This window comes from Pseudarthrobacter sp. MDT1-56, assembly GCF_059383555.1.
Map to the genome: position 1 here is coordinate 1 of NZ_JBWZCK010000003.1, position 20,923 is coordinate 20,923.

At 65.3% G+C, this 20,923-nt stretch carries 16 protein-coding genes; 2 read left to right on the forward strand and 14 right to left on the reverse strand.

Annotated elements, in window-relative coordinates:
- The 10 genes from AC50YC_RS05025 to AC50YC_RS05070 form a co-directional block, all read right to left on the reverse strand.
- The coding region (locus AC50YC_RS05025; protein ID WP_494952500.1) for a fibronectin type III domain-containing protein at positions 1–847 on the reverse strand (847 nt) is incomplete at its 3' end.
- A 265-nt stretch (positions 848–1,112) separates the two neighbouring features.
- Entirely contained in the window at positions 1,113–2,627 is a 1,515-nt protein-coding gene (locus tag AC50YC_RS05030; RefSeq protein ID WP_494952501.1) for a glycosyltransferase, read from the reverse strand.
- Positions 2,628–2,643: 16 nt separating this feature from the next.
- Positions 2,644–4,530, reverse strand: coding sequence for a glycosyltransferase (locus tag AC50YC_RS05035; protein ID WP_494952502.1), 1,887 nt, complete (start codon positions 4,528–4,530; stop codon positions 2,644–2,646).
- Positions 4,531–4,617: 87 nt separating this feature from the next.
- Positions 4,618–5,898, reverse strand: coding sequence for a UDP-N-acetyl-D-mannosamine dehydrogenase (wecC, locus tag AC50YC_RS05040; protein WP_494952503.1), 1,281 nt, complete (start codon positions 5,896–5,898; stop codon positions 4,618–4,620).
- Positions 5,879–7,786: a glycosyltransferase family protein gene (locus AC50YC_RS05045; RefSeq protein ID WP_494952504.1), complete on the reverse strand. Its 1,908-nt coding sequence runs from the start codon at positions 7,784–7,786 to the stop codon at positions 5,879–5,881. The genes wecC and AC50YC_RS05045 overlap by 20 nt, the downstream gene beginning before the upstream one ends.
- Positions 7,786–8,673 carry an ABC transporter ATP-binding protein gene (locus tag AC50YC_RS05050; protein ID WP_494952505.1) on the reverse strand — a complete coding sequence of 296 codons (888 nt, stop codon included), beginning with the start codon at positions 8,671–8,673 and terminating at the stop codon, positions 7,786–7,788. Before AC50YC_RS05050 ends, AC50YC_RS05045 begins: the two co-directional genes overlap by 1 nt.
- On the reverse strand, positions 8,660–9,547 hold the full coding sequence (locus AC50YC_RS05055; RefSeq protein WP_494952506.1) for an ABC transporter permease: 888 nt from the start codon (positions 9,545–9,547) through the stop codon (positions 8,660–8,662). The genes AC50YC_RS05050 and AC50YC_RS05055 overlap by 14 nt, the downstream gene beginning before the upstream one ends.
- Positions 9,547–11,121 (reverse strand): glycosyltransferase family 4 protein, encoded by a 1,575-nt coding sequence (locus tag AC50YC_RS05060; protein WP_494952507.1) that lies wholly within the window; start codon positions 11,119–11,121, stop codon positions 9,547–9,549. Before AC50YC_RS05060 ends, AC50YC_RS05055 begins: the two co-directional genes overlap by 1 nt.
- Positions 11,122–11,294: 173 nt before the next feature.
- Complete coding sequence (locus AC50YC_RS05065) at positions 11,295–12,557, reverse strand: glycosyltransferase family 4 protein (RefSeq protein ID WP_494952508.1); 1,263 nt, start codon at positions 12,555–12,557, stop codon at positions 11,295–11,297.
- A gap of 8 nt (positions 12,558–12,565) precedes the next feature.
- Positions 12,566–12,991, reverse strand: coding sequence for a hypothetical protein (locus tag AC50YC_RS05070; RefSeq protein ID WP_494952509.1), 426 nt, complete (start codon positions 12,989–12,991; stop codon positions 12,566–12,568).
- A 413-nt stretch (positions 12,992–13,404) separates the two neighbouring features.
- Here AC50YC_RS05070 and AC50YC_RS05075 point away from each other — a divergent pair, with 413 nt between their 5' ends.
- Positions 13,405–13,908 carry a DUF3515 family protein gene (locus AC50YC_RS05075; RefSeq protein WP_494952510.1) on the forward strand — a complete coding sequence of 168 codons (504 nt, stop codon included), beginning with the start codon at positions 13,405–13,407 and terminating at the stop codon, positions 13,906–13,908.
- Positions 13,909–13,911: 3 nt separating this feature from the next.
- Here AC50YC_RS05075 and AC50YC_RS05080 read toward each other — a convergent pair whose 3' ends face one another.
- From AC50YC_RS05080 to murA, 4 genes are read right to left on the reverse strand one after another with little or no spacing between them, the layout of a single operon-like run.
- Positions 13,912–15,057 carry a D-alanine--D-alanine ligase family protein gene (locus AC50YC_RS05080; protein ID WP_494952511.1) on the reverse strand — a complete coding sequence of 382 codons (1,146 nt, stop codon included), beginning with the start codon at positions 15,055–15,057 and terminating at the stop codon, positions 13,912–13,914.
- A 2-nt stretch (positions 15,058–15,059) separates the two neighbouring features.
- Positions 15,060–16,112, reverse strand: a complete 1,053-nt coding sequence (locus AC50YC_RS05085) for an NAD(P)H-dependent glycerol-3-phosphate dehydrogenase (RefSeq protein WP_494952512.1) — start codon at positions 16,110–16,112, stop codon at positions 15,060–15,062.
- The gene (locus AC50YC_RS05090) at positions 16,109–16,903 is read right to left on the reverse strand and encodes a lysophospholipid acyltransferase family protein (RefSeq protein ID WP_494952513.1); all 795 of its coding nucleotides are present in this window, start codon (positions 16,901–16,903) and stop codon (positions 16,109–16,111) included. Before AC50YC_RS05090 ends, AC50YC_RS05085 begins: the two co-directional genes overlap by 4 nt.
- A 10-nt stretch (positions 16,904–16,913) precedes the next feature.
- Complete coding sequence (gene murA / locus AC50YC_RS05095) at positions 16,914–18,239, reverse strand: UDP-N-acetylglucosamine 1-carboxyvinyltransferase (protein ID WP_354349988.1); 1,326 nt, start codon at positions 18,237–18,239, stop codon at positions 16,914–16,916.
- Between the two features lie 489 nt (positions 18,240–18,728).
- Between murA and AC50YC_RS05100 the strand changes: the two genes are divergently transcribed.
- Positions 18,729–20,825: a PIG-L family deacetylase gene (locus tag AC50YC_RS05100; RefSeq protein WP_494952514.1), complete on the forward strand. Its 2,097-nt coding sequence runs from the start codon at positions 18,729–18,731 to the stop codon at positions 20,823–20,825.
- The last annotated feature ends 98 nt before the right edge of the window (positions 20,826–20,923 follow it).

Consider the following 20,923-nt stretch of genomic DNA (forward strand, 5'->3'; position numbering starts at 1 on the left):
TGAACCGGTAATACACCGCATCACTCATATCCGGCTTCGTGTACACCTGCACCCGGTACCGGGGCACATTCGCCGACTTCACCCAGGACAAACTCACCGTCGTATCCGTCTGCCCCGTGCTCTTCAACCCCGTCGGCACCGCATAGGTCGGCGCGGACGAAGTAGATGCGGTGACCGCCGCGGAATAGGCCGTCAGGGACACCAGCCCGTCGGCACTGATCCCCCGCACCCGGAACTTGTACTCCGTACTCTTTACCAGGTTGGGAATCACCACCGCCGAATCAGTGAACCGGTAGTACACCGCATCACTCATATCCGGCTTCGTGTACACCTGCACCCGGTACCGCGGAACATTCGCCGACTTCACCCAGGACAAACTCACCGTCGTGTCCGTCTGCCCCGTGCTCTTCAACCCCGTGGGCACCGCATACGTCGGCGCAATGTAGGCGGGCGCGGCCGCAGTGGACGCGGTGACCGCCGCGGAATAGGCCGTCAGGGACACCAGCCCGTCGGCACTGATCCCCCGCACCCGGAACTTGTACTCCGTGCTTTTCACCAGGTCGGGAATCACCACCGCCGAATCAGTGAACCGGTAGTACACCGCATCACTCATATCCGGCTTCGTGTACACCTGCACCCGGTACCGGGGCACATTCGCCGACTTCACCCAGGACAAACTCACTGTCGTGTCCGTCTGCCCCGTGCTCTTCAACTCCGTCGGCACCGCATACGCGGGATCGTAGGCAACCGCTGCGGGAGCAACCGCAAGGCCGGAGAAGAGCAGGAGCGCTGTCAGTCCCGCGACAGCGGACTTCCGAAGCGCTTGGGTCAAGCCTTTGGTCTGCATCTGACACCCTTAAATAGGGATCACCCTCGCCGGAATCCTGTCCCGAAGTGATCCATCGTCCAACTTCTGACGACGTTTCAGGAAGGACCGGGCAGGTCCTTTCCCATCAACCGTCGGCAGGCAGCCAGATGATGCTATCGACCGCGGGCCCAGAGGAGACGCAGGGAAGGCGCAAATTTTGCGCAGGCTAGTGTGAGCGGGGGGTCAGTCGCGTCTGGCGCAACCCAAACCGGCGTCGGCCAGTCGCGGGCGGATCATGCAGCGCCTAGTGTGAGTCCTTTGAAACAGGGACAGGGGCCGCCCACAGCTTTCGTTCTATCGCGTCCCGCATGGCCGTCCCCCACTTCTTGACGACCATCTCGTCGTTGAAGGCGTGGGCTCTGGCCACCGCAGCCCGGCGCATGTTCCGGACATCTTCCCCGCTCATGGTGCTGAGTTGACGTATCCTCTCCGCCAGCGCCGAGATGTCGCCCGCCTTCACGAGGAATCCATTGACGCCATCCTCGATAATGTCAGCAGGCCCGTAGGGAACGTCGTAGGAGATGGGAATACATCCCGCGCTCATGGCCTCAATCAGAACCAGCCCTTGCCCCTCCAGTTTGCTGGTCAGGAGCGTAAATGAAGCACGCTCGAATTCCTGCCGGGCATCAATGGAGTAACCCCGCAAGGCGACGTGGTCCTCCATGCCGATCGAGTCAATCAGCTTCAAGAGTGCGGCCTGATCTGGTCCTTGGCCGTAGATCTCCAACTTGTACCCAACGTCAGAAGATTTTCCTGCCTCTGCTACGGCGCGGATGGCGTGGTCAAGCCTCTTGCGACCGGTCAAGCTGCCCAGGATGATACCGAGTTCCGGCGTGTGGCCGGCTTCCGGATCCGACACCGTGGGAAGAGATCTGCTGTTCGGGATGACGCAGGTGTTCCGGGGATTATCGAAGACCAGATCCACGTCCTTCTTCTGGTTTTCGGTCAGGAAAACCACGGAGTCGAAGGAACCCAAACGCTCGAACACGTACCGCCGGGTCGGGCTGAGCTCCCCGTACGGGGGAAGGGCACCGCTGGCCATGTGCGAATTGTGCACCAAGTGCATAGTCACGACGTTGTCGCGACGGTAGCGGGTCATGAAATTGGCGGTCGACTTGCTGTCAACAATCATGAAGGACTCGCGGCCTTCGACCACGCAGTCAAGCCAGAAGAGGTAGAGCGGCCAGATCTGGTTCCAGGAAGCCACGGGACGGCCGTCGATACCGCACAGGGTTACCAGCCGCCCGCCCTCGACTCCCCTGACGGAGACGTCGCGGCGATCAGAGGCCACAACAGTTCCCTCCGCGCGGAAATAATCCACTTGGAGGACCGTCTTCCCGTCGGAGGCATACCGGACCCGGCGGCGCAGGACCCCGCCGCTCGATTCGTCCGTTGACTCCTCCGCCGTGCCAATCGCCGAAAATTCGCCGACGACGTTCTTGCCGGGTTTCGCCGATGCCAGCTGGCTTTCCGTGAGCTGGCCCAGTTCTTCCCAGAGGTTTCGCAGCCGCAGCCCCGGTATCAATTCACCGGCAGCTTCAAGCTCGCAACGGATATCACCGTAGTCAAGTGACCAGGCAAAGGTCAGGACGTCCACGGGCACACCTGCCTCCTGGATAAACGCCCGCGAACGGTGCAGGAGGGCATTCGTCATTCCGCCGTACTCCGTGGGTATCCCCCAGGTGATGGCACAGTGATACCCCTCGGGCAGGGACGGGTGGCTGCGGGCCCGGTCATCGCGCACGTCCTGCTTATTCATAACGATCTCCGAAAACTTAGACTGCATTGGCTGTGGATGTGGAGGCTGCGGGCTTCAACGGGCGAAGGCTCAGGTTTCCGTGCACCGTTCCATACACGTCCATCGGTGTGGGGACAGCGGCACGAAAGGGCAGCCGCGACGACACGCGGCGGCCCAGAAGGTGGGTCTCAAGGGTGGCATCCACCACGGATTCACCCAGCGCCCGCATCACGTCCGGGGCGAACCGGAAGACGCTCGAGAACACGCCGTCGGCAGTTTGTCCCGTCAGCTCACCCGACGCCCTGAAGAAGGACTCGGTGCCCCGAATTCTGAGTCGGCACAAGAAACGCGGCGTGGAGGCATCGAGGCTGTCGCTCTCAGCGGTCAACCGGGCGGTTACCCGCAGATCGAGTGCCCCATCAGACCATATTCCCCAGGCAGTGTCCGTTACTGCCACGGAAAGTTCCGGGGCGGGGATGGCCTTCATGGCCGCCGCGGAAGCCAACGCGTCGGACCACATGGAGACGACGGGGGCGTCGGAGAAATCGACGGCCCTGGAAATCGCGGCTTCCCGCATTTCGGCCTTTTGTTCGGCCGGCAATGCCAGGAATGCTGCCACACACTCGGCCAGCGCCTTCTCGTTCCCGTATTCAACGATGTAGCCGTTGACGCCGTGCGTGATGATGGACGACGGGCCGTAGTGGATGTCGTAGGCGATGGGCACACAGCCGGCGGACATGCTCTCCAGAATCACCAGGCCAAACGATTCGGACGAACTCGTCAGCAGCGAAAACGAAGACTCACCGAACACCTTGGCCGGCGAATGGGTGTGGCCCTTCAGCTGGACGAGTGAGGAAACGCCCAGCCGCTGGATGAGGCTTTCCAGCCTGGAACCCTCATCCCCCTCGCCGTAAACGCCCAGGGTCGCGGGTGTCTGGAGCCGGTGGTTCACGTCGGTGATTGCCCGGATGGCGTGATCTATCTGCTTGAGGGGCCGCAGTTGCGCCAGCAAGACCCCGGCAGTCGGGTCGCGGTCACCTTCCACGGGCTGGACGGGCACCGCCCGGCTGTTGGGTATGACATGGATGTTGCCGATGTCCCCAACGCGTGCCCTGATGTCCTCTGCCTGCATCCGGGTCAGGATTGCCACCCCGTCGAAGTTGTCGAAGCGAGGGACGACCACCTCGCCGGAACCCGAGAGCGGCGAGGCCGGCCCGTTTACCGCTGTGGCGAGGTGGGAATCATGGACCATCAGAAAGACGGTCGCCGATGGCCGCCGATAGGTCTTCATGAACGTCGCCGCGTGCTTGTTGTCCACGATGAAGTATGAGTCGTTACCGTCCGTCAGGTGATCCAGCCAGGACCGGTACATGTCCCAGGATGAACGCCACTGCTCCACCGGCAGGCCCTGGGCGTTGCAGAGGGTGAGCGACCTGCCCCCGTGCTGGCCCGGGGTGTCAACGTCGTTGCAGTCCGAAAGGAAGAGTGTCCCGTCCTCCCGCAGGTAGTCCGTCTGCAGCAGCGTGGTGCCGTCAGCGGCAAATCTCTGGGTTCGCCCGCTCGGGCCGCCTTCCACCGTGGTGACAGGCTTTCCCGCCTCACCGAGCGGACGGAAGCCCGCCAGGTCCTCCGCCGGGAGGACGGGGACGTCGCCGGCCAGATGGGCCAGGTCTTCCCAGATGTTGCGGAGAGTGACGCCGTCGGTCAGTTTCCCCTGCTCGGTGAGCGTCTTCCGGATGTCAGGGTAATCCCGGAAATTGTCGAACGTAAGAATTTCCACCGGCGCTCCACCTTCGGCGGCAAAAGCCCGGGAACGGTGCAGCATGGAGTTTGTCCTACCGCCGTGCACCACCGGCACGCTCCAGGTGACGGCAAAATGCTTGCCGGCGGGCAGCCGCGCTGATGTGTCACTTCGGTTCTGCATTAGTCTCCCCTGGGCCGGCCGCTGTCAGCGGCCTGGACCCTCATTTTTCGTTTATTTCAAACACCCGCAGCGGTGGGGGCGCCGTCTTCAGCGCCAGAAACCGCGGGTGTCAATGATCTTCTTGCCCTCAAGGCTCGACGGCTCAATCTCACGGAACTTGTCGTGATCGACCAACAGCACCACGACGTCGGCCGCCTCGACCGCTTTGTCCGTATCCATCAACCGGACGTTGGCACACTCAGCCAACGCCTGCGGCAGCTGATTCTTGTGCGGCGCCGCGACAAGAATATCCGCATCGGGCTGCAACGTGGCCACCCGCCGGACGATCTCCACTGCCGGAGACTCCCGGACGTCGTCGATGTTGGCTTTGAAGGCCAAGCCCAGGCAGGCAATCACCGGACGGCTGAGACCGCTGGCAGCCTTCCGGACCTGTTCCACGACATGACCAGGCTTGCGGTCATTGACTTCGCGGGCAGTGCGGATCAAGTCGGAATTCTCCGGATCCGCGGCCACAATGAACCAGGGGTCCACAGCAATGCAGTGGCCGCCCACGCCGGGGCCGGGTTGAAGGATGTTGACCCGGGGATGATGATTGGCCAGGCGAATGAGCTCCCAGACGTCAATGTCGAGGTTTTCGCTGATGACCGACAGTTCATTCGCAAACGCAATGTTCACATCGCGGTAGGCGTTCTCCACCAGTTTGGACATCTCAGCCGTTGCAGCGTCCGTGAGGTGGATTTCGCCCTGGCAGAACACTCCGTACAGCGCAGCCGCGGCTTCGGCAGCCTCTGCCGTGAGGCCACCCACCACACGGTCGTTCGTCACCAGCTCGATCATGATCCTGCCCGGCAGCACCCGTTCGGGACAGTGCGCCACTAAAAGGGCAGGCTTGCCGTCCAGGCCGTCAAGGCTCAGATCGGGGCGGATCCCCAGAATGAGTTCGGCGAGCCGGCGGGTGCTCCCGGGCGGTGACGTCGATTCCAGGATCACCAGCTCACCACCGCTCAGCTGGGGCGCGATGGCCCGGGCGGCGGCGGCAATGTAGGACATGTCCGCGGACTTGTCGGCATTGAACGGCGTCGGCACGGCCACGATGTAGGCATCCGCGGCGGGAGTCTCGAGTTGGGCTCTAAGCCTTCCCCTGCTGACCGCACCCGCGACGTGGATGCCCAGGTCAGGCTCCACAAACGGCACGTCCCCGTTGTTCACGGCGTCCACGGTGCTCTGGTTTAGATCAACCCCGATGACCTCCAGACCGTTGGTGGCCAGGATAGCCGCTGTGGGAAGCCCGATGTAGCCCAGCCCGACGACGGCGACCGTCCTGATCGTCGCGCCCGTCTCGGCACTTCTAGATGTCAACATGTCCATGTAGCTTTCCGTAGAATTTTATGTCGCCCGAAGCCAGCAGTTCGGCATCTTCTACCTGCCAAGTGTGTCCATCACCGGTGCGTACCTGGAAGTAGTTGAAGCGGTCCGACGAATAGATGACCTTACCGGCGGCATGGACAGAGCGAAGAAATCCGGTGTCCTCGCCGACCGTGACAGGCTGGAACGGGTGGTCCGTGAAGACGTCCCGGCGGGCCATGATGGTCGGTCCCATGACGAAGTCCGTGAACCGGTGCTCCCTGGCCGCAAACCTCAGGATGGCTGCGTTGGACGTCTCAAGGTGCATGTAGTGCGCCTGCTTCCCGACAACGTCCGCCCCCGAATAAGACAAAGCATGAAGCTGGTCGCTCAGGTAGTGCGGGCCGTAGTGGTCGTCGTCGTCCATCTTGGTGAGGACCTGGCCGCTGGAGGCGGCGACACACCTGTTCAGGCACTCCCCCAACGAAACCTCCCGCGGCGCCTCCAGGAGCACCACGTTCCGCAGCCCGGAACGCTCGGAGAGCTCCGCCAGTCGTTCGGTGGATAGCCGGAAGCCGTGGGTGAGCAGCACCAGTTCCAGCTCCACGCCGTGCTGTCCCGCAAGGGTCCGGAAGACATGCTCAAGGTTCTGGGGCCTGATAGTTGGCAACAGCACCGAGAGCGACGGCCGCCGCACACCGGCGTTTAGGCCCGGGAGGGCGTACTGCAGGACGGTCTCCGCCCGGTGGGCGTACGTGTGGCCCGCCCAGATGGCGCGCTGGGCCAGGTGGGCCGTGCGGTCATTCAGCTCCGGATTGGACACCAGCGCGCGGGTAAGGTGTTCGGCTTCCTTGCGGGTGGCGGCAACCGGAACCGCTGCGGGAGGAAAGAACTGCTCCATGGCCAGGCTGGGCGCCGTCACGACCGGAGTTCCGGATGCCGTGATTTCAAAGATGCGCCGGGCACACATGCTGGGCGAGTCAACGACGGAATTGACGTTGAGGAAGACCTTGTATGCCTTGTAGGCGGACAGCGTCTGAGGGTAGCTCAGCGAACCGACGACCCGTGAATCCAGCGGTGCCGGGAACTGGTACTCGGCGTTCCCGCCGAGCTGGCGCGAGAAGATTTCCAAACCCGTTCGCATCCTGGTGGACGCGTCCAGCGCCCCGCCGAGGAGGTAGTCCATCTGTGCCCGGCGCTCGGGATACTTGTGGGCAAAGTACATTCCCGCGAAGGCCACGTCCCTGCTGTGCCGGCCGTGTCCCGGCCTGACGGGGTTGTGGATGGCGGGCTGGGCGGCGAACGGAAGGGACCTGACCCGTTCGTGGCCGAGATCCACCCTGTACTGGGGAATACGGCCGGAATCGGAGGTGAAGACCTGGTCAAAGAGCCGTGCGGCGGGGAGGAAATCGTCATAGTGGGGCGGGTCCTCCTTGTTCCAGAAGACGGTGGCGATGCCCTGCTCCCGGCACCAGCTGACGAGTTCGCGGAACTCGGCACTGGGACCCTTCGGGCCGGCCAGTTTGCCGCGCCACAGTCCCCCGTTTCCCGCCCACGCCGATTCCACGAACAACAGGTCAATAGCGCCGGTTGCCAGGTCACTGCGCCACGTGTGCGGATGGACCGGGATGGTGGACCATTCGTAGCCGAAAGCCAGCGCCGAAAAGTCATCCAGGATCACAGCGGCACGCACATCCGGCCGGGTTGGCTGCTGCTGCGGCAGGTTCGCCGGCAGGAGCGAGAGCCGCCGCTTGTGTCCGCGGCCGGTCCAGGCCGCTTCGACGCCCTGGACGTTGCGCGGCGCGGCGAAGCCCCGTTCAATCCGCTGGCGGGACCGCCAGGACTTGAACTGGGCCGGGCCGCCCCTTCGCAGATGCCACAATCCTGTCCGGATCTCCCGGAGACCCGCCATCAGCCCCGGCTCCGGCGTGAGGACCGCCCGCGGACCTCGGTGGCCACGAGGTTCGCTTTGGCGTCGTCGAGGATCCTGGTGGCCGAAATATTGTTGCCCTTGGAGAGGTGGCGGGTGAACTCCTGGTACGCCTTGATGGCGACCTCCGGCTCACCGTCCATGATCAGGTCGCCCTTGTCCAGCCAGATCACCCGGGTGCACATGTCCTTGATGGTGTCCAGGCTGTGGCTGACCAGGAACACGCAGCCCGCCTGTTCACGGAGTTCATCCATCCGCAGTTTGCTGCGGTCCGCGAACTGGGCGTCACCGGTGTTGAGCGCCTCATCCACCAGGAGGATCTCGGGGTCGACGCTCGCTGCGATGGCAAAGCGGAGGCGCGACGCCATACCGGATGAGTAGGACTTCATCGGCAGGTGGATGGACTTTTCAAGTCCGGACAGTTCCACGATGCTGTTGAACTTTCTGTCCACCTCGGCCCGGCTCATGCCCATGGCGAGGCATCCGAGGATCACGTTCTGGTCGCCGGACAGGTCCTGCACGAGCGCCGCATTCACGCCGAGCATGATGGGGGTGCTGGAGGCATACACGGCACCCTTGGAGGGTCTGGTCTGCCCGCTGATGATCTTCATCAGCGTGCTCTTGCCCGAACCGTTACGGCCGATGATGCCCACGGACTCGCCGCGTTCAACCACGAGCGACAGCCGGTTCAGGGCGTGCACGGTAACCATGTTGGGTTTGCTGACGGCGCGGCGGAAGAGGCGGGGTGTGGCCTCGTCGGCGTCCGTGTCAGAAGCCGCGCTGGATGCCACGCGGTACCGCATTTCCACGCTGTCTACCACCACGCAGGGGTGACCCTCGATGTAAAGCTCCTGGTCATCCGCGTCCATAGGATTCCTCCCCCTTCCAGAAGTAAACCAGGCCCACGCCCAGCGCCCCGAGGGCCCAGGCGGTGAGAATGGCCCAAGACTGCCACTGGGGCACCGTGGCATAGAGAACACAGTCCCGGACGATGTCGATCACGTTGAACAAGGGATTGAGCTTGATGACGGCGAGGATTTCGGGATGGGTGACGAACCGGTCATAGGAGAAGAAGATGGCGGAGCCGTACATCCACGCCCGGAGTGCGAAGGGCAGCAGGTGCGTGACGTCGTGGACTCGGGAGATGATGCGGGCCAGGATGAGTCCCACGCCCAGGTTGAAGAGCGCCTGCAGCATGATGGCCGGTAACACCAGAATCCAGAGCCAGGTGATTTCCTCCCCGGGAGGCAGCACCACCACGATCAGCAGCATAGCGAGGATGAGGGGAACCGCCCGGAGCAGCTCCCGCACGTTGGCGCCGATGGGAAGCGCTGCCCGTGGGAAATTGAATGCCTGAACCACGGATTTGTTGTTCCGGATGGAGCGCGCGCCGGACGTGATGGCACCTGAACTGAACTGGAACACAAAGATGCCCACCACAAGGTAGCCCACGAAGTTCTCGATACCGCGGCTGGTGTTCAACAGCAGCCCGAAGATCAGGAAGTACGTCAGGCCGTTGAAGACGGGGTTCAGCAGCAGCCAGGCGCTGCCCAGGCGGTCGCGGCGCGTTCCGCTTTGAATGCGGGCGCGGGCGTCGTAGAACATGAACTCGCGGAAGTCCCAGAGCCGGACGAGATAATCCAGGAAGGATGGCCGCGAACCGACACGGGTCAGCCGCCGCATGTCCACGGAGAGCGGCTGAACTGCCACCGGCTCCGGGTCTATTGCACTATCTGCGGACACTACTCGTTCTCCTCATGGTCATGGTGCAGCCCAGCGTAGCGGGTGGTCAGGGTCGTGGCGTTGGCCGCCCAGGTCCTCCCGGCCAGCACCGCAGCGCGGCCCGCCTGTCCCAACGCCGCCCGGTAGCCGGCGTCGGAGAGCAGTGTGGAGATCGCCTGGGCGAGCTCACCGGGGTCTTCGGCGGGGGTCAGTAGCCCGGTACCGCCGTCGTCTATTATCTCCCGAAGTGCGGGCAGGTCGCTCCCGACCACTGGCCGGGCACTCGCCAGGGCCTCGACTGGCTTGAGCGGAGTGACCGCACGGGTCACGTCCAGGTCCTTGCGCGGGACCACGAAGACGTCGAGAGCCTGGTGGTACAGGGGGGCGAGGTCCCGCGGTACCCGCCCCGTGAATATTGCCCGGTCCGAGAGTCCCAGGGCGCCGATCTGTTCCTCCAGGGCGGGCCTGGAGACGCCGTCACCGACGATCAGCAGGCGCAGCTGGGGGTGTTCCGGCGCAAGGAGCGCGAAGGCCCTCACGAGGTCATCCAAGCCTTCATAGGCCACAAGACTGCTGACGGTGCCAATGTAGAGTCCGTCCTCCGGCAGTCCCAGCTCGCGGCGGGCGCCGGCCGGATCCAGCGGCGTCTCGAGGAAGGCCCCGCCCACTGCGTTGGGGGCGATGAGGACCTTCTCCTCGGGGATTCCTGCCGCGACAATATTGGCCTTCATGGCATGGCCCAGCGTCACGACGAGATCGGCGTCGCGCATAACGTCGCTTTCCCGTTCCCGGAACAAGCGGTACTTCTGGCTGGCCCGGGCCTGGGGTCCGTGCGTGGCTGCCCACGTGTCCGCCAGCTGCCCGCGGACCTCGTAGACCCAGGGAATCCCCAGGGCCTCAGCCACCGCCCGGACCACAAGACCGTTGACGAAGTGCGTGGTGGTGTGGAGGATGCCGGGCTTGAAGTCCAGCACCACTTTCAGCAATTCCTCGGCCTGTTGCTGCAGGCGCGCGTCCATGGTCGACGCCAGCCCCGACGGGAGCAGGCGTCGGTATTCAACCCCGTCCACGACGTCTCTGCCGTGGGCCAGGAGCTTTCCGACCTGCACGGGGTAGGCGAGGCGGGTGACGGCCAGCACGTCCCAGCCCGCCTCCTGCTGGGCCGCCATGACCGAGTGGGACCGCTGGGCGTAGCCGCTGGCGGTGTGGGGCAGGGAATTGGTCAACAGATGCAGGACCCGGCCGGGTACCGGGGTGAACGCCTGCCGGCTCAAGGAGGGTCCGGCGCCGGTATACACGGCTGCCTCGCCGGCAAGCCGTGCCTGCTGCTGGCGCCCGGCCCGGTTGGACCCATCGAGGACGGCGACGGCGCCGCTGAGGTCCCCGGCATACCAGAGCCTGCGTGCCTGCGCCGACTTGAGGCCCGGCGCATTTCCTGCACCGGCCAGCAGGAGGTCCGAGAGCTCCGGCTGATGGGCTACGAGCGCGATGTCCGCCAGCTTCCTGGCTTTCTCACCGGCGACGTGGCGGTCCGCGGCGAGCCGCAGACGCCGCGAGACGTCGTCGTCGTCGCCGCGCATGAGGGATGCGAGCACCACGGGTACGGCAACGGAACCCCGGGGGGCCGCCAGAACGGCGAGTCGGGCCAGAGGACGAACCACCGGGGACGGCACGCGCCGCGATATTTGGAGGAGAAGCAGCATCGGATCGTCCGTTAGGTGCTGTCCTGCCGTGTGTGCGGCGAGCCGCAAGTTTCTGAGGACCTGGATCATCGGGTGTCTACGGATGCCTTGCCCAGGAGTTCAGCGATGATGTCCACGTACCGGCTGGCCAGCAGCCCATACTCGGCGTGGGTTTTGACCCACTGCCGGCTGTCACCGTTGCGGACAAGCCGCCCCCGGTCGGCGGCCAGTTCACGCCACAAAGCTGCCAGGACCTCCGGGTCGCTGGCCACGATATCGCCGGCATCCGCGTCGGCGATGACACGCGCCGCCTCGCCGCGCACCATGGCGGTCACGTGGCGGCCAACGGCCAGGACTTCATAGGTCTTGGATGGAACGGTGGTTTCGAAGGACTTCCAGTCGTCGCGGAGGGAAACGAGGCAGGTGTCCGCAGACGCGTAGCGTTCCATCATGGCGTCGCCGTGAAGCGGCGCGTGAAAGGTCACCGGGGCTTTCAAGTCCCGGGCGAGCTTCTCCAGGGCCCGGCGCCGCGTCCCGTGTCCGACCATGTGCAGGTGCATCGAGTCGCCCACCAAAGCGCTGGCCCGGATCGCCACCTCCAGCCGCTGGCTCTCGCCGTGGTTCCCGAGGTACAGGGCTTCAAAAACCGGACGCTCCAGGTCCGGTGCATCGAGGACCGGGATGGCGTCCAGATGTAGGCCGTTGCTGATGGTGGCCACCCTGCGGACTCCGCGTGCACGAAGGGTTTCAGCGAAACCCTCGGTCACCGTGACCACGAGGTCTGCCCGGTGCTGGACGAAATCGACGACGTGCTCAACGACGCTTTTGACGCTTCCCTGGACGAGGCGGGCATCGCGCGCAAGGTCGGGCCACGCATCCCGCATTTCGACAATGAGCGGTACTCCACGCAGTTTCGCGAGAGCGTATCCGGCGAGCAGGGACGGCAGCGCCGGCGCGGTGACTATGACGACGTCGGGCTTCCGGAGAAGCAGCCCGGCGGGCACTGAGAGCGCTGCCGAAAAGCACTGGTCCACCAGACGGGCGGCGCGGGAGTTGCCGTGACGAAGATACGGCACCCGGAGGATTTTCTCGGTGAATTGTCCATCCTGCAGCCGGAAGGGCCTGCCCGCCAACCGCCGGGGCAACGCCCGCCGTCCGAAGGGGTAGTGCGCTACGGGCGCCACTACGTCGACGTCCCAGCCGGAGCGCGAGAATTCCTTGATCATGGCGGTCCAGCGTCGCTGGGGCGGGCTGTGCTCCGGCCAGTATGAGTGCGTCAGCAGCGTGATTCGGACCGGGGAGGTTTGTGGTTCAGTGCGGGCAGAGTTGGGCCGGGCGTGTTTTTGCATCCGGGTTCTTACTCTCCGGCCTTCGGGGCGAAGCTGGCGCTCTTCCCGCTGAGGAACCTGTTGTACGCGAACCCGGCGGCGAGCAGAATCAGGACAGTCAGCACCTGGACCGCCAGCGGGCTGCCGGTGGCGACGGCCACGGCGGCCTGGATTTGTGCCTGCATAACGGCCGGAGGCTGAGCGGGCTGGGCAGCGACGGCGGGTGCCGTTGACTGCGCGGGCGCGGGAGTGGGCGACGGCGACTCCGTCGCCTCGGCTGGGGCCTTGTCTGTTTCTGTGATCCCCGGCGCGGGGGGCGGGGTGATCCGGGGAGCGTCCCGCGGAGCGACGACGGCGCCCGGCACCGGGGCCGGTGCGGGTGGGGGCGTCTCTGCGGCCGGCGGCGCGGGGACGGCCGGGGGCTCCGCCGTCACGGGGTCGGAAGGCTGCTCCACTGGATCTGCCGTCTCGGAGGGAGCCGGTGACGGCACGGGCTCCGCCGTCGGCGGCGCCAAAGTGGGCAACACGATTTCCGGCACCGGGCCTGGTGAAGGCTCATCCTGAGCCTGCGCGGCAGGGACCGCCGCCGACAGGGCGAGGGCTACCAGCAGTGCTGTGAGTCCGGTGCGTGCGATGTTGAATTTCAGGCTGCGCGACGTGATGGCCGTCCCTCCCCCAGATACATGAGCTAAACGAGTGTGCGTGGTTCTGGCCAGATAGGACGTCATTGCCGGCAGCGCCCCAGAGTTGCACGATTTTCCCAGTCTACTCGACTGCCGACTCGGGCCGTTCATCTTACGTTCATCCGGCATGCCAGTGAGCGCACCGCCATGCCGCAACGCCGGGCGGGCCGGGATAGGCTTAATCAATGCACCAGTACCGTTTCCAGGCTTCCGCACGTCCACTCCGCCTGCTGGCCACGGCGGCGGCCGCAGGGATCGTGCTGGGCGCCTGCTCTCCGGTGGTCGACGTCCCGCCCGCCACGGACGCGGCGAACGCGGCCTGTGCCCCCATGATGGTGGCGTTGCCGGATGCGATCGGCGAAGCCAAACTCCGAAAGACCAACAGCCAGGGAACCGCGGCCTGGGGCGACCCGTCTCTGGTCATCCTGCGCTGCGGGGTAAATGTTCCGGGGCCGACGACGGACCGCTGCGTCAGCGTGAATGGCGTCGACTGGGTCATCAAGGAGGGCGACCCGGTGTGGACCCTGACCACATTCGGGCGCGAACCCGCCACTGAGATCCTGATGGACCCGGACAAGATCAGTTCCGCCACGGTGCTCGCAGACCTCGCCGCCGCCGCCGCGAAGGTACCGGCGGCGCGGAACTGCGTAGGCCAGGCGGACCTGCAGAACCTGCCGCCGAGCCAGTAGGCCCTAGCGCAGGCCGGTCTTGCGGTGCAGCGCCAGGTAGATCAGTTCGTCGATCAGCTCCGCGTAGCCCAGCCCCGAGGCCTTCCACATCTGCGGGTACATGCTCTTCGGCGTGAACCCGGGCATGGTGTTGATCTCGTTGATGATCAGCTCACCCTCAGGGGTGTAGAAGAAATCGACCCGGCTCAGGCCCTCGGCTCCGACGGCGTCGAATGCGACGGCGGCCAGCTCGCGGACCCGGGCGGTGGCTTCGTCCGGGAGGTCGGCCGGGCAGCTGAGGGCCGCCGCGTCGTCCACGTACTTGGCGTTGAAGTCGTAGAACTCGTGCCCGCCGCCTGCGACGGAAATCTCGCCGGGCATGGACGTCCGGGGAGCGTCGGTCCCCCGGCCTTCCAGCACGGCGCATTCGATCTCGCGGCCGACGATGCCGGCCTCGATGACGAGTTTCGGATCATGCTCGCGGGCGGCCTCGACCGCGGCGTCCAGGCCTTCGAGCGAGTCCACCTTGGAAATGCCCATGGACGAACCTGCCCGCGCGGGCTTGACGAAAACCGGGAAGCCGAGCTGGTCCACGCGCTTGCGCACCGTCTCGGGGTCGTTGCGCCACTGCCGGTCCGTCACGGCGATGTAGGGACCCACGCGGAGCCCGGCGGATTCGAACACCACCTTCATGAAGTGCTTGTCCATGCCCACAGCCGACGCCAGCACACCGGCACCCACGTAACGGGTGTCGGAGAGTTCCAGGAAGCCCTGGACGGTGCCGTCCTCGCCGAACGGACCGTGCAGCAGCGGGAACACCACGTCCACGGCGCCCAGTTCCTGCGGGACCTCGTTCGGGGAGGCCACGATCAGCTGGTGCTCGCCGCCGATTTCGGTCAGCGCCACGGTCCGGGCCGAGGACGCGACCTCGGGCAGGGATGAAGCCGAGAGCGACCAGTCATGGGTGTCCCCGGAGGCCAACACCCACTGGCCGGTCTTGGCGATCCCGATCGGAATGACCTCGTACTTCGTCTGGTCGATCGCGCCAAGGACCCCGGCAGCCGTCACGCAGCTGACGGCGTGTTCGCTGGAGCGGCCGCCAAACAGCACCGCCACCCGGGGCCGTACCTGGCCGGATCGGCCCGCTGTGCTCACGTTTTCTTCAGACACGCTTAGTAATCGCCTTCAGGTTTCAGGTCCCGGGACAGGAGGAGCGGCCCCAGTTGGTCGACGGACAGTTTTCCCGCCAGCACGGCTACGACCGCTGCGGTGATGGGCATCTCGACGCCGAGCTTACCGGCCAGCTCCTGCACGGCCTGGGCGGACTTGATCCCCTCGGCCGTCTGCGTCATTTCGGCGGCGACCTCGTCCAGGGTCAGACCCTTGCCCAGCAGCCGCCCGGCCGTGTGGTTCCGGGACAACGGCGAGGAACAGGTCGCCACGAGGTCGCCGAGGCCGGCGAGCCCGGCCATCGTCTGTGCCTCGCCGCCCAGGGCGAGCGACAGCCGGGAGGTCTCTGCGAGGCCACGCGTGATGACCGAGGCCTTGGTGTTGTCCCCCATCTGCTTGCCTTCGCAAATGCCGACGGCCAGGGCGATGATGTTCTTGACGATCCCGCCGATTTCGACGCCGACGACGTCGCCCGTGGTGTAGGGGCGGAAGTACGGGGCGGTGCAGCTGCGGGCGATCCAGCCGGCCGCAATCGGGTCGGAACAGGCCACGACGGAGGCGGTGGGTTCTTCCCGGGCGATCTCCATGGCCAGGTTGGGTCCGGATACCACCGCGATCCTGTTGGCGGGAATGCCGAGCTCCTCGGAGATGACTTCGCTCATCCGGGCGTCGGAGTGCAGTTCGAGTCCCTTCATGAGGGAAACCACCAATGCGCCGGGCGCCAGGAGGTTCTTCCACTGGCGCAGTTGCGGCCGCAGGGTCTGGGCCGGAACTGCAAGGACAACAAGCTCAGCGCCGGCGAGGACCTCGGCGACGTCCGTGGAAGCGGTGATGCTGGGCGGAAGGGCAATGTCCTTGAGGTATTGCTCGTTCCGGTGCTTCAGGTTGATCTGTTCAACGACTTCTTCACGACGGCCCCAGAGCCGGATGTCGCGTTCGATGCCGGAAGCAGTCGCAGCGTCAGCGAGGATCTTCGCAAACGTGGTCCCCCAGGATCCGGCGCCGAGTACAGCAACTCTCGTGGCCGACAGTCCTCGCGTTTGATCGAATGTCATTCGTCGCTATCCCCAAGTTTCTTTTCTGGTGTTGCAGAACCGCCAGTTTTGCCGCCTCGCTCAATGAAGCGGCCGTGGGTGGACTGGTTGTGGGCCGAAGGGTCCCAGCGGACCAGCGGCGGCTGTCCCCCGCGGAGGGTGGCCAGCAGTTCGGTGATGGCCGCCATGATCACGCTGGTGGCCTCGGCGAGGGTGGCCTTGTCCAGTGGCCGCCCGGCGAAGGCGCTGAGGTCCACCGGATCGCCGACCACCAGCCGCGAGGTCTTCCGCGGGAAGAGGTGGAGCCGTTTGGCATAGCGCGGCAACACCTCGTGGGCGCCCCAGTGAGCCATCGGCACCACCGGGATTCCACTTTCGAGCGCCATCCGCGCGGCACCGGTGTGGCCTTTCATCGGCCACAGCTCGGGGTCCCTGGTCAGCGTGCCCTCGGGGTAGATGATGATGGCTCCGCCCTCGTCCACCACTTCCTTGGCGATCTGCAGCGAGCGGTTGGCGCCCGCCGTCGAGCGCTCCACCGGGATCTGTTTGGTGGCGCGCAGCACGAATCCCAGCACGGGCACCTTGAAGAGTCCAGCCTTGGCCAGGAAGCGCGGCATCCGCTGCTGGTTGTAAAGCATGTGCGCCACAACCAGGGGATCGATTTCGGTGCAGTGATTGGGTGCTGCGATGAAGCCGCCGGCGGGCAGCTTCTCCAGGCCGATCCATTCCTTCCGCATCAGGAGGTTCATGACCGGACGGACAATCGCGGCCACAACAACAAAAGTGATGTGGCTCTTGGCCGACTCATTCACGTGGTACCCGCTACTCGGCCGAGGTGATGTCGAAATCGGCGCCCAGGCCCGCGAGCTTCTCCGTGAAGCGCTCGTAACCGCGGTTGATGATGTCGATGCCGGTGACCCGGGAGGTGCCGTTGGCCGCCAGTGCCGCGATCAGGTGGCTGAATCCGCCGCGCAGATCCGGCACGTCAATGTCGGTGCCGGTCAACTGGGTGGGGCCGGAAATCACGGCTGAATGCAGGAAGTTGCGCTGGCCGAACCGGCAAGGGACACTGCCGAGGCATTCGCGGTGGACCTGGATGTTGGCGCCCATCCGGATCAGCGCCTCGGTGAAGCCAAAGCGGTTCTCGTACACGGTTTCGTGGACAATCGACACACCCTCCGCCTGTGTCAGGGCCACGATGAGCGGCTGCTGCCAGTCCGTCATGAAGCCTGGGTGCACGTCCGTTTCGAGGACCAGCGGGTTGAGCTTGCCGCCCTTGTGGTAGAAGCGGATGCCGTCGTCGCCGATGTCCATCCCGCCGCCGACCTTGCGGTAGGTGTTGAGGAAGGTCATCATGTCGCGCTGGGTGGCGCCCTCGACGAAGATGTCGCCGCGGGTGACCAGCGCCGCGGACGCCCACGAGGCCGACTCGTTGCGGTCCGAAAGGGCGCGGTGGTTGTAGCCGCCGAGGTCCGGGACACCCTCGATCCGAATTGTGCGGTCCGTCTGGACACTGATGATCGCGCCCATCTTCTGCAGCACTGCGATCAGGTCGACGATCTCCGGCTCCGTGGCCGCTCCGGAGAGCTCGGTGATGCCCTCGGCCCTCGTTGCGCTCAGCAGCACCTGCTCGGTGGCGCCGACCGACGGGTACGGCAGAGAGATCTTGGCGCCCTTGAGGCCGCCGGGCGCGGAGATGTGGATGCCGCCGGGGCGCTTCTCCACCACGGCACCGAACTGCCGCAGCACGTTCAGGTGGTAGTCGATCGGGCGGTCACCGATCTTGCAGCCGCCCAGGTCCGGGATGAACGCCTCGCCGATCGCGTGGATCAAGGGACCGCACAGCAGGATCGGAATGCGGGAATCGCCGGCGTGCGCGTCGATCGCCGTGTGGGAGGCGGTCTTGGCGTTGGTCGGATCGAGGGTCAGATCCCCGGTGATGGGGTCCTTCTCGACGGTGACGCCGTGGAGCTGGAGCAGGCTGGTGACAACCTCGACGTCCTTGATCTCAGGGACGTTGCGCAGCACGGATGGCTCGTTGCCCAGCAGGGCGGCCACCATGGCCTTTGGGACCAGATTTTTGGCCCCCCGCACGGTGACGCGGCCAGTCAGCGGGACGCCTCCGCGGATTGTCAGAACACTACTCATATACCGGTTTCCTCACGACTACTCGCCCCCAAATCCTTAGAAAGGCTCCTGCTAAGCATAGGAGCTTGCGTTACCGATCTGAAATACGGGGCGCGCCGGGTCGTCGTCACCGCCGCAGTTCCTGTCGTCGCAAACCATGCGGCGCCAGTCCGCCGCTACCTGCTTTTCTTTGCCCCGAGGCCGAGTAGCCGGCGCCAAAAGACGGGTGCTCGTGCGGACTAATCGGGTATCCCACCTCATGGTGTGAGGTGCCACACGGCCACCATCCTCGACAGTAAGGGCTCGTCAAAGAGCCGGCGGCAACGGGCAGTGCGGTTGTCACCAAAAGCAACTGCGTGACGACCAGTGAGGGTGAGTCAAATGGCATTTCACCGGCCTCGAAGAGGATCCCTGGTCCTGCTTGCGTTCGCGGTAGTGGCCGCGCTCACCGGAAGCATGGCGACCGCACCCGATGCCAACGCTGCTGCCGGGTGCCCTGCGGGAACTGCAATGAACATCGTTGCCCACCAGGATGATGACCTGATATTCCAGAGCCCTTGGCTCCTCTCGGCCATCCGCGACGGGCTGTGCGTGCGCACCGTCTATCTCACGGCCGGCGACGCCAATGACGACGCGGACTACTGGAGCGCGCGCGAGGACGGGGTGAAAGCCGCCTACGCCCACCTCGCCGGGACCGCCGACTCCTGGACCACAGCGGATGCCGGGATCGCCGGCCACCCGATTCCGGTGGCCACCCTGAACGGGGCATCGCAACTCTCGCTGGCCTTCATGCGGCTGCCCGACGGGCACCGCGATGGAAGAGGCGGATCCAACTACGGTTACGAAAGTCTCCAGAAGCTCTACAGCGGAGCGATCAGCACCATCACTGCCGTCAACGACTCATCCTCGTATTCCCTCCTGGCGCTTCAGAACACCCTGCTGGCGTTGATGAACAGCTACCAGCCGGACCAGATTTCCACCCTGGACTTTGCCGGTACCTACGGCGACGGTGACCACAGCGACCACCACTCCGTCGGCTACCTCGTACACGCCGCCCAGCAGCAGTACGCCCTCGCCCACACGATCACCGGCTACCAGGGCTACGGCACCTCCCAACGCCCGTCCAATGTGGTCGATCCCGACCTGACAGCCAAGACCGATGCGTTCCTGGTCTATGCCCAGCATGATTCCAAGACCTGCACCACAGCCCTTGATTGCTCCAACAACTCGATCGGCAAATGGCTTTCCCGCTCCTACACCGTCTCCCCGACCGCAGCGGTGCCGGCTGCCGGCCCCGACCCCGCCAATGTCGCGGCCTCAGCGTCGGTCACCGCCAGCTCCCAGAACACGGCCGCGGGCCAGACCGCCGTGAAAGCCGTCGACGGCGTCATCGCCGGGCACCCCATCGACGCCACCCGGGAATGGGCCACCGTCGGCGGCAAAGCCGGCAGCTACCTCAACCTCGTCTTCCCCGCCGCCGTCACCCTGAACCGGGTCGTGCTCTATGACCGCCCCAACAGCAACGACCAGATCACCGGCGGCACCCTGACCTTCTCCAACGGAACCACCGTCCCGGTACCAGCCCTGGACAACGCCGGCCAGGCAACCAGCATCAGCTTCCCCGACCGCGCCACCACCAGCCTGCGCCTGACCGTCACCACCGTCAGCGGCACCACCAGAAACGTCGGACTTGCCGAACTCCAGGCCTACCCAGGCACCGCGGCCCCCGCCCCCACCGCCAGCAACGTTGCGGCATCGGCGTCGGTCACCGCCAGCTCCCAGAACGACGCGGCGGGACAGACCGCAGTGAAAGCCGTCGACGGCGTCATCGCCGGCCACCCCATCGACGCCACCCGTGAATGGGCCACCGTCGGGGGCAAAGCCGGCAGCTACCTCAACCTCGTCTTCCCCGCCGCCGTTACCCTGAACCGGGTCGTGCTCTACGACCGGCCCAACAGCAACGACCAGATCATCGGCGGCACCCTGACCTTCTCCGACGGCACCACCGTCCCGGTACCCGCTCTGGACAACGCCGGCCAGGCTACCAGCATCAGCTTCCCCGACCGCGCCACCTCCAGCCTGCGCCTCACCGTCACCACCGTCAGCGGCACCACCAAAAACGTGGGGCTCGCCGAACTCCAGGCCTACCCCGGCACGGCAGCCCCCGCGGCGGCCCCAGCCCCCACTGCCAGCAACGTTGCGGCCTCGGCGTCGGTTACCGCCAGTTCCGAGAACACGAGCTCGGGCCAGACCGCCCTGAAGGCTGTTGACGGCGTCATCGCCGGCTATCCGGTCGACGCCACCCGGGAATGGGCCACCGTCGGCGGCAAAGCCGGGAGCTACCTCAATCTCGCATTTGGCACCGCCGTCACCTTGAGCCGGGTGGTGCTCTATGACCGGCCCAACAGCAACGACCAGATCACCGGCGGCACCCTGACCTTCTCCGACGGAACCACCGTCCCGGTACAAGCCCTGGACAACGCCGGCAAGGCCACCAGCATCAGTTTCCCCGTTCGCGCCAGCTCCAGCCTGCGGCTGACCGTCACCACCGTCAGCGGCACCACCAGAAACGTCGGGCTCGCAGAACTCCAGGCCTACGCGAACTGAGGCCCCTCGCCGTCGAGCTGGGCTTGGTGTAAATCGCAGTCTCCGCAGTTGAAAACAAAGCAGTTCAAAACAAAGCAGCTCATAACAAAGCAACGCGG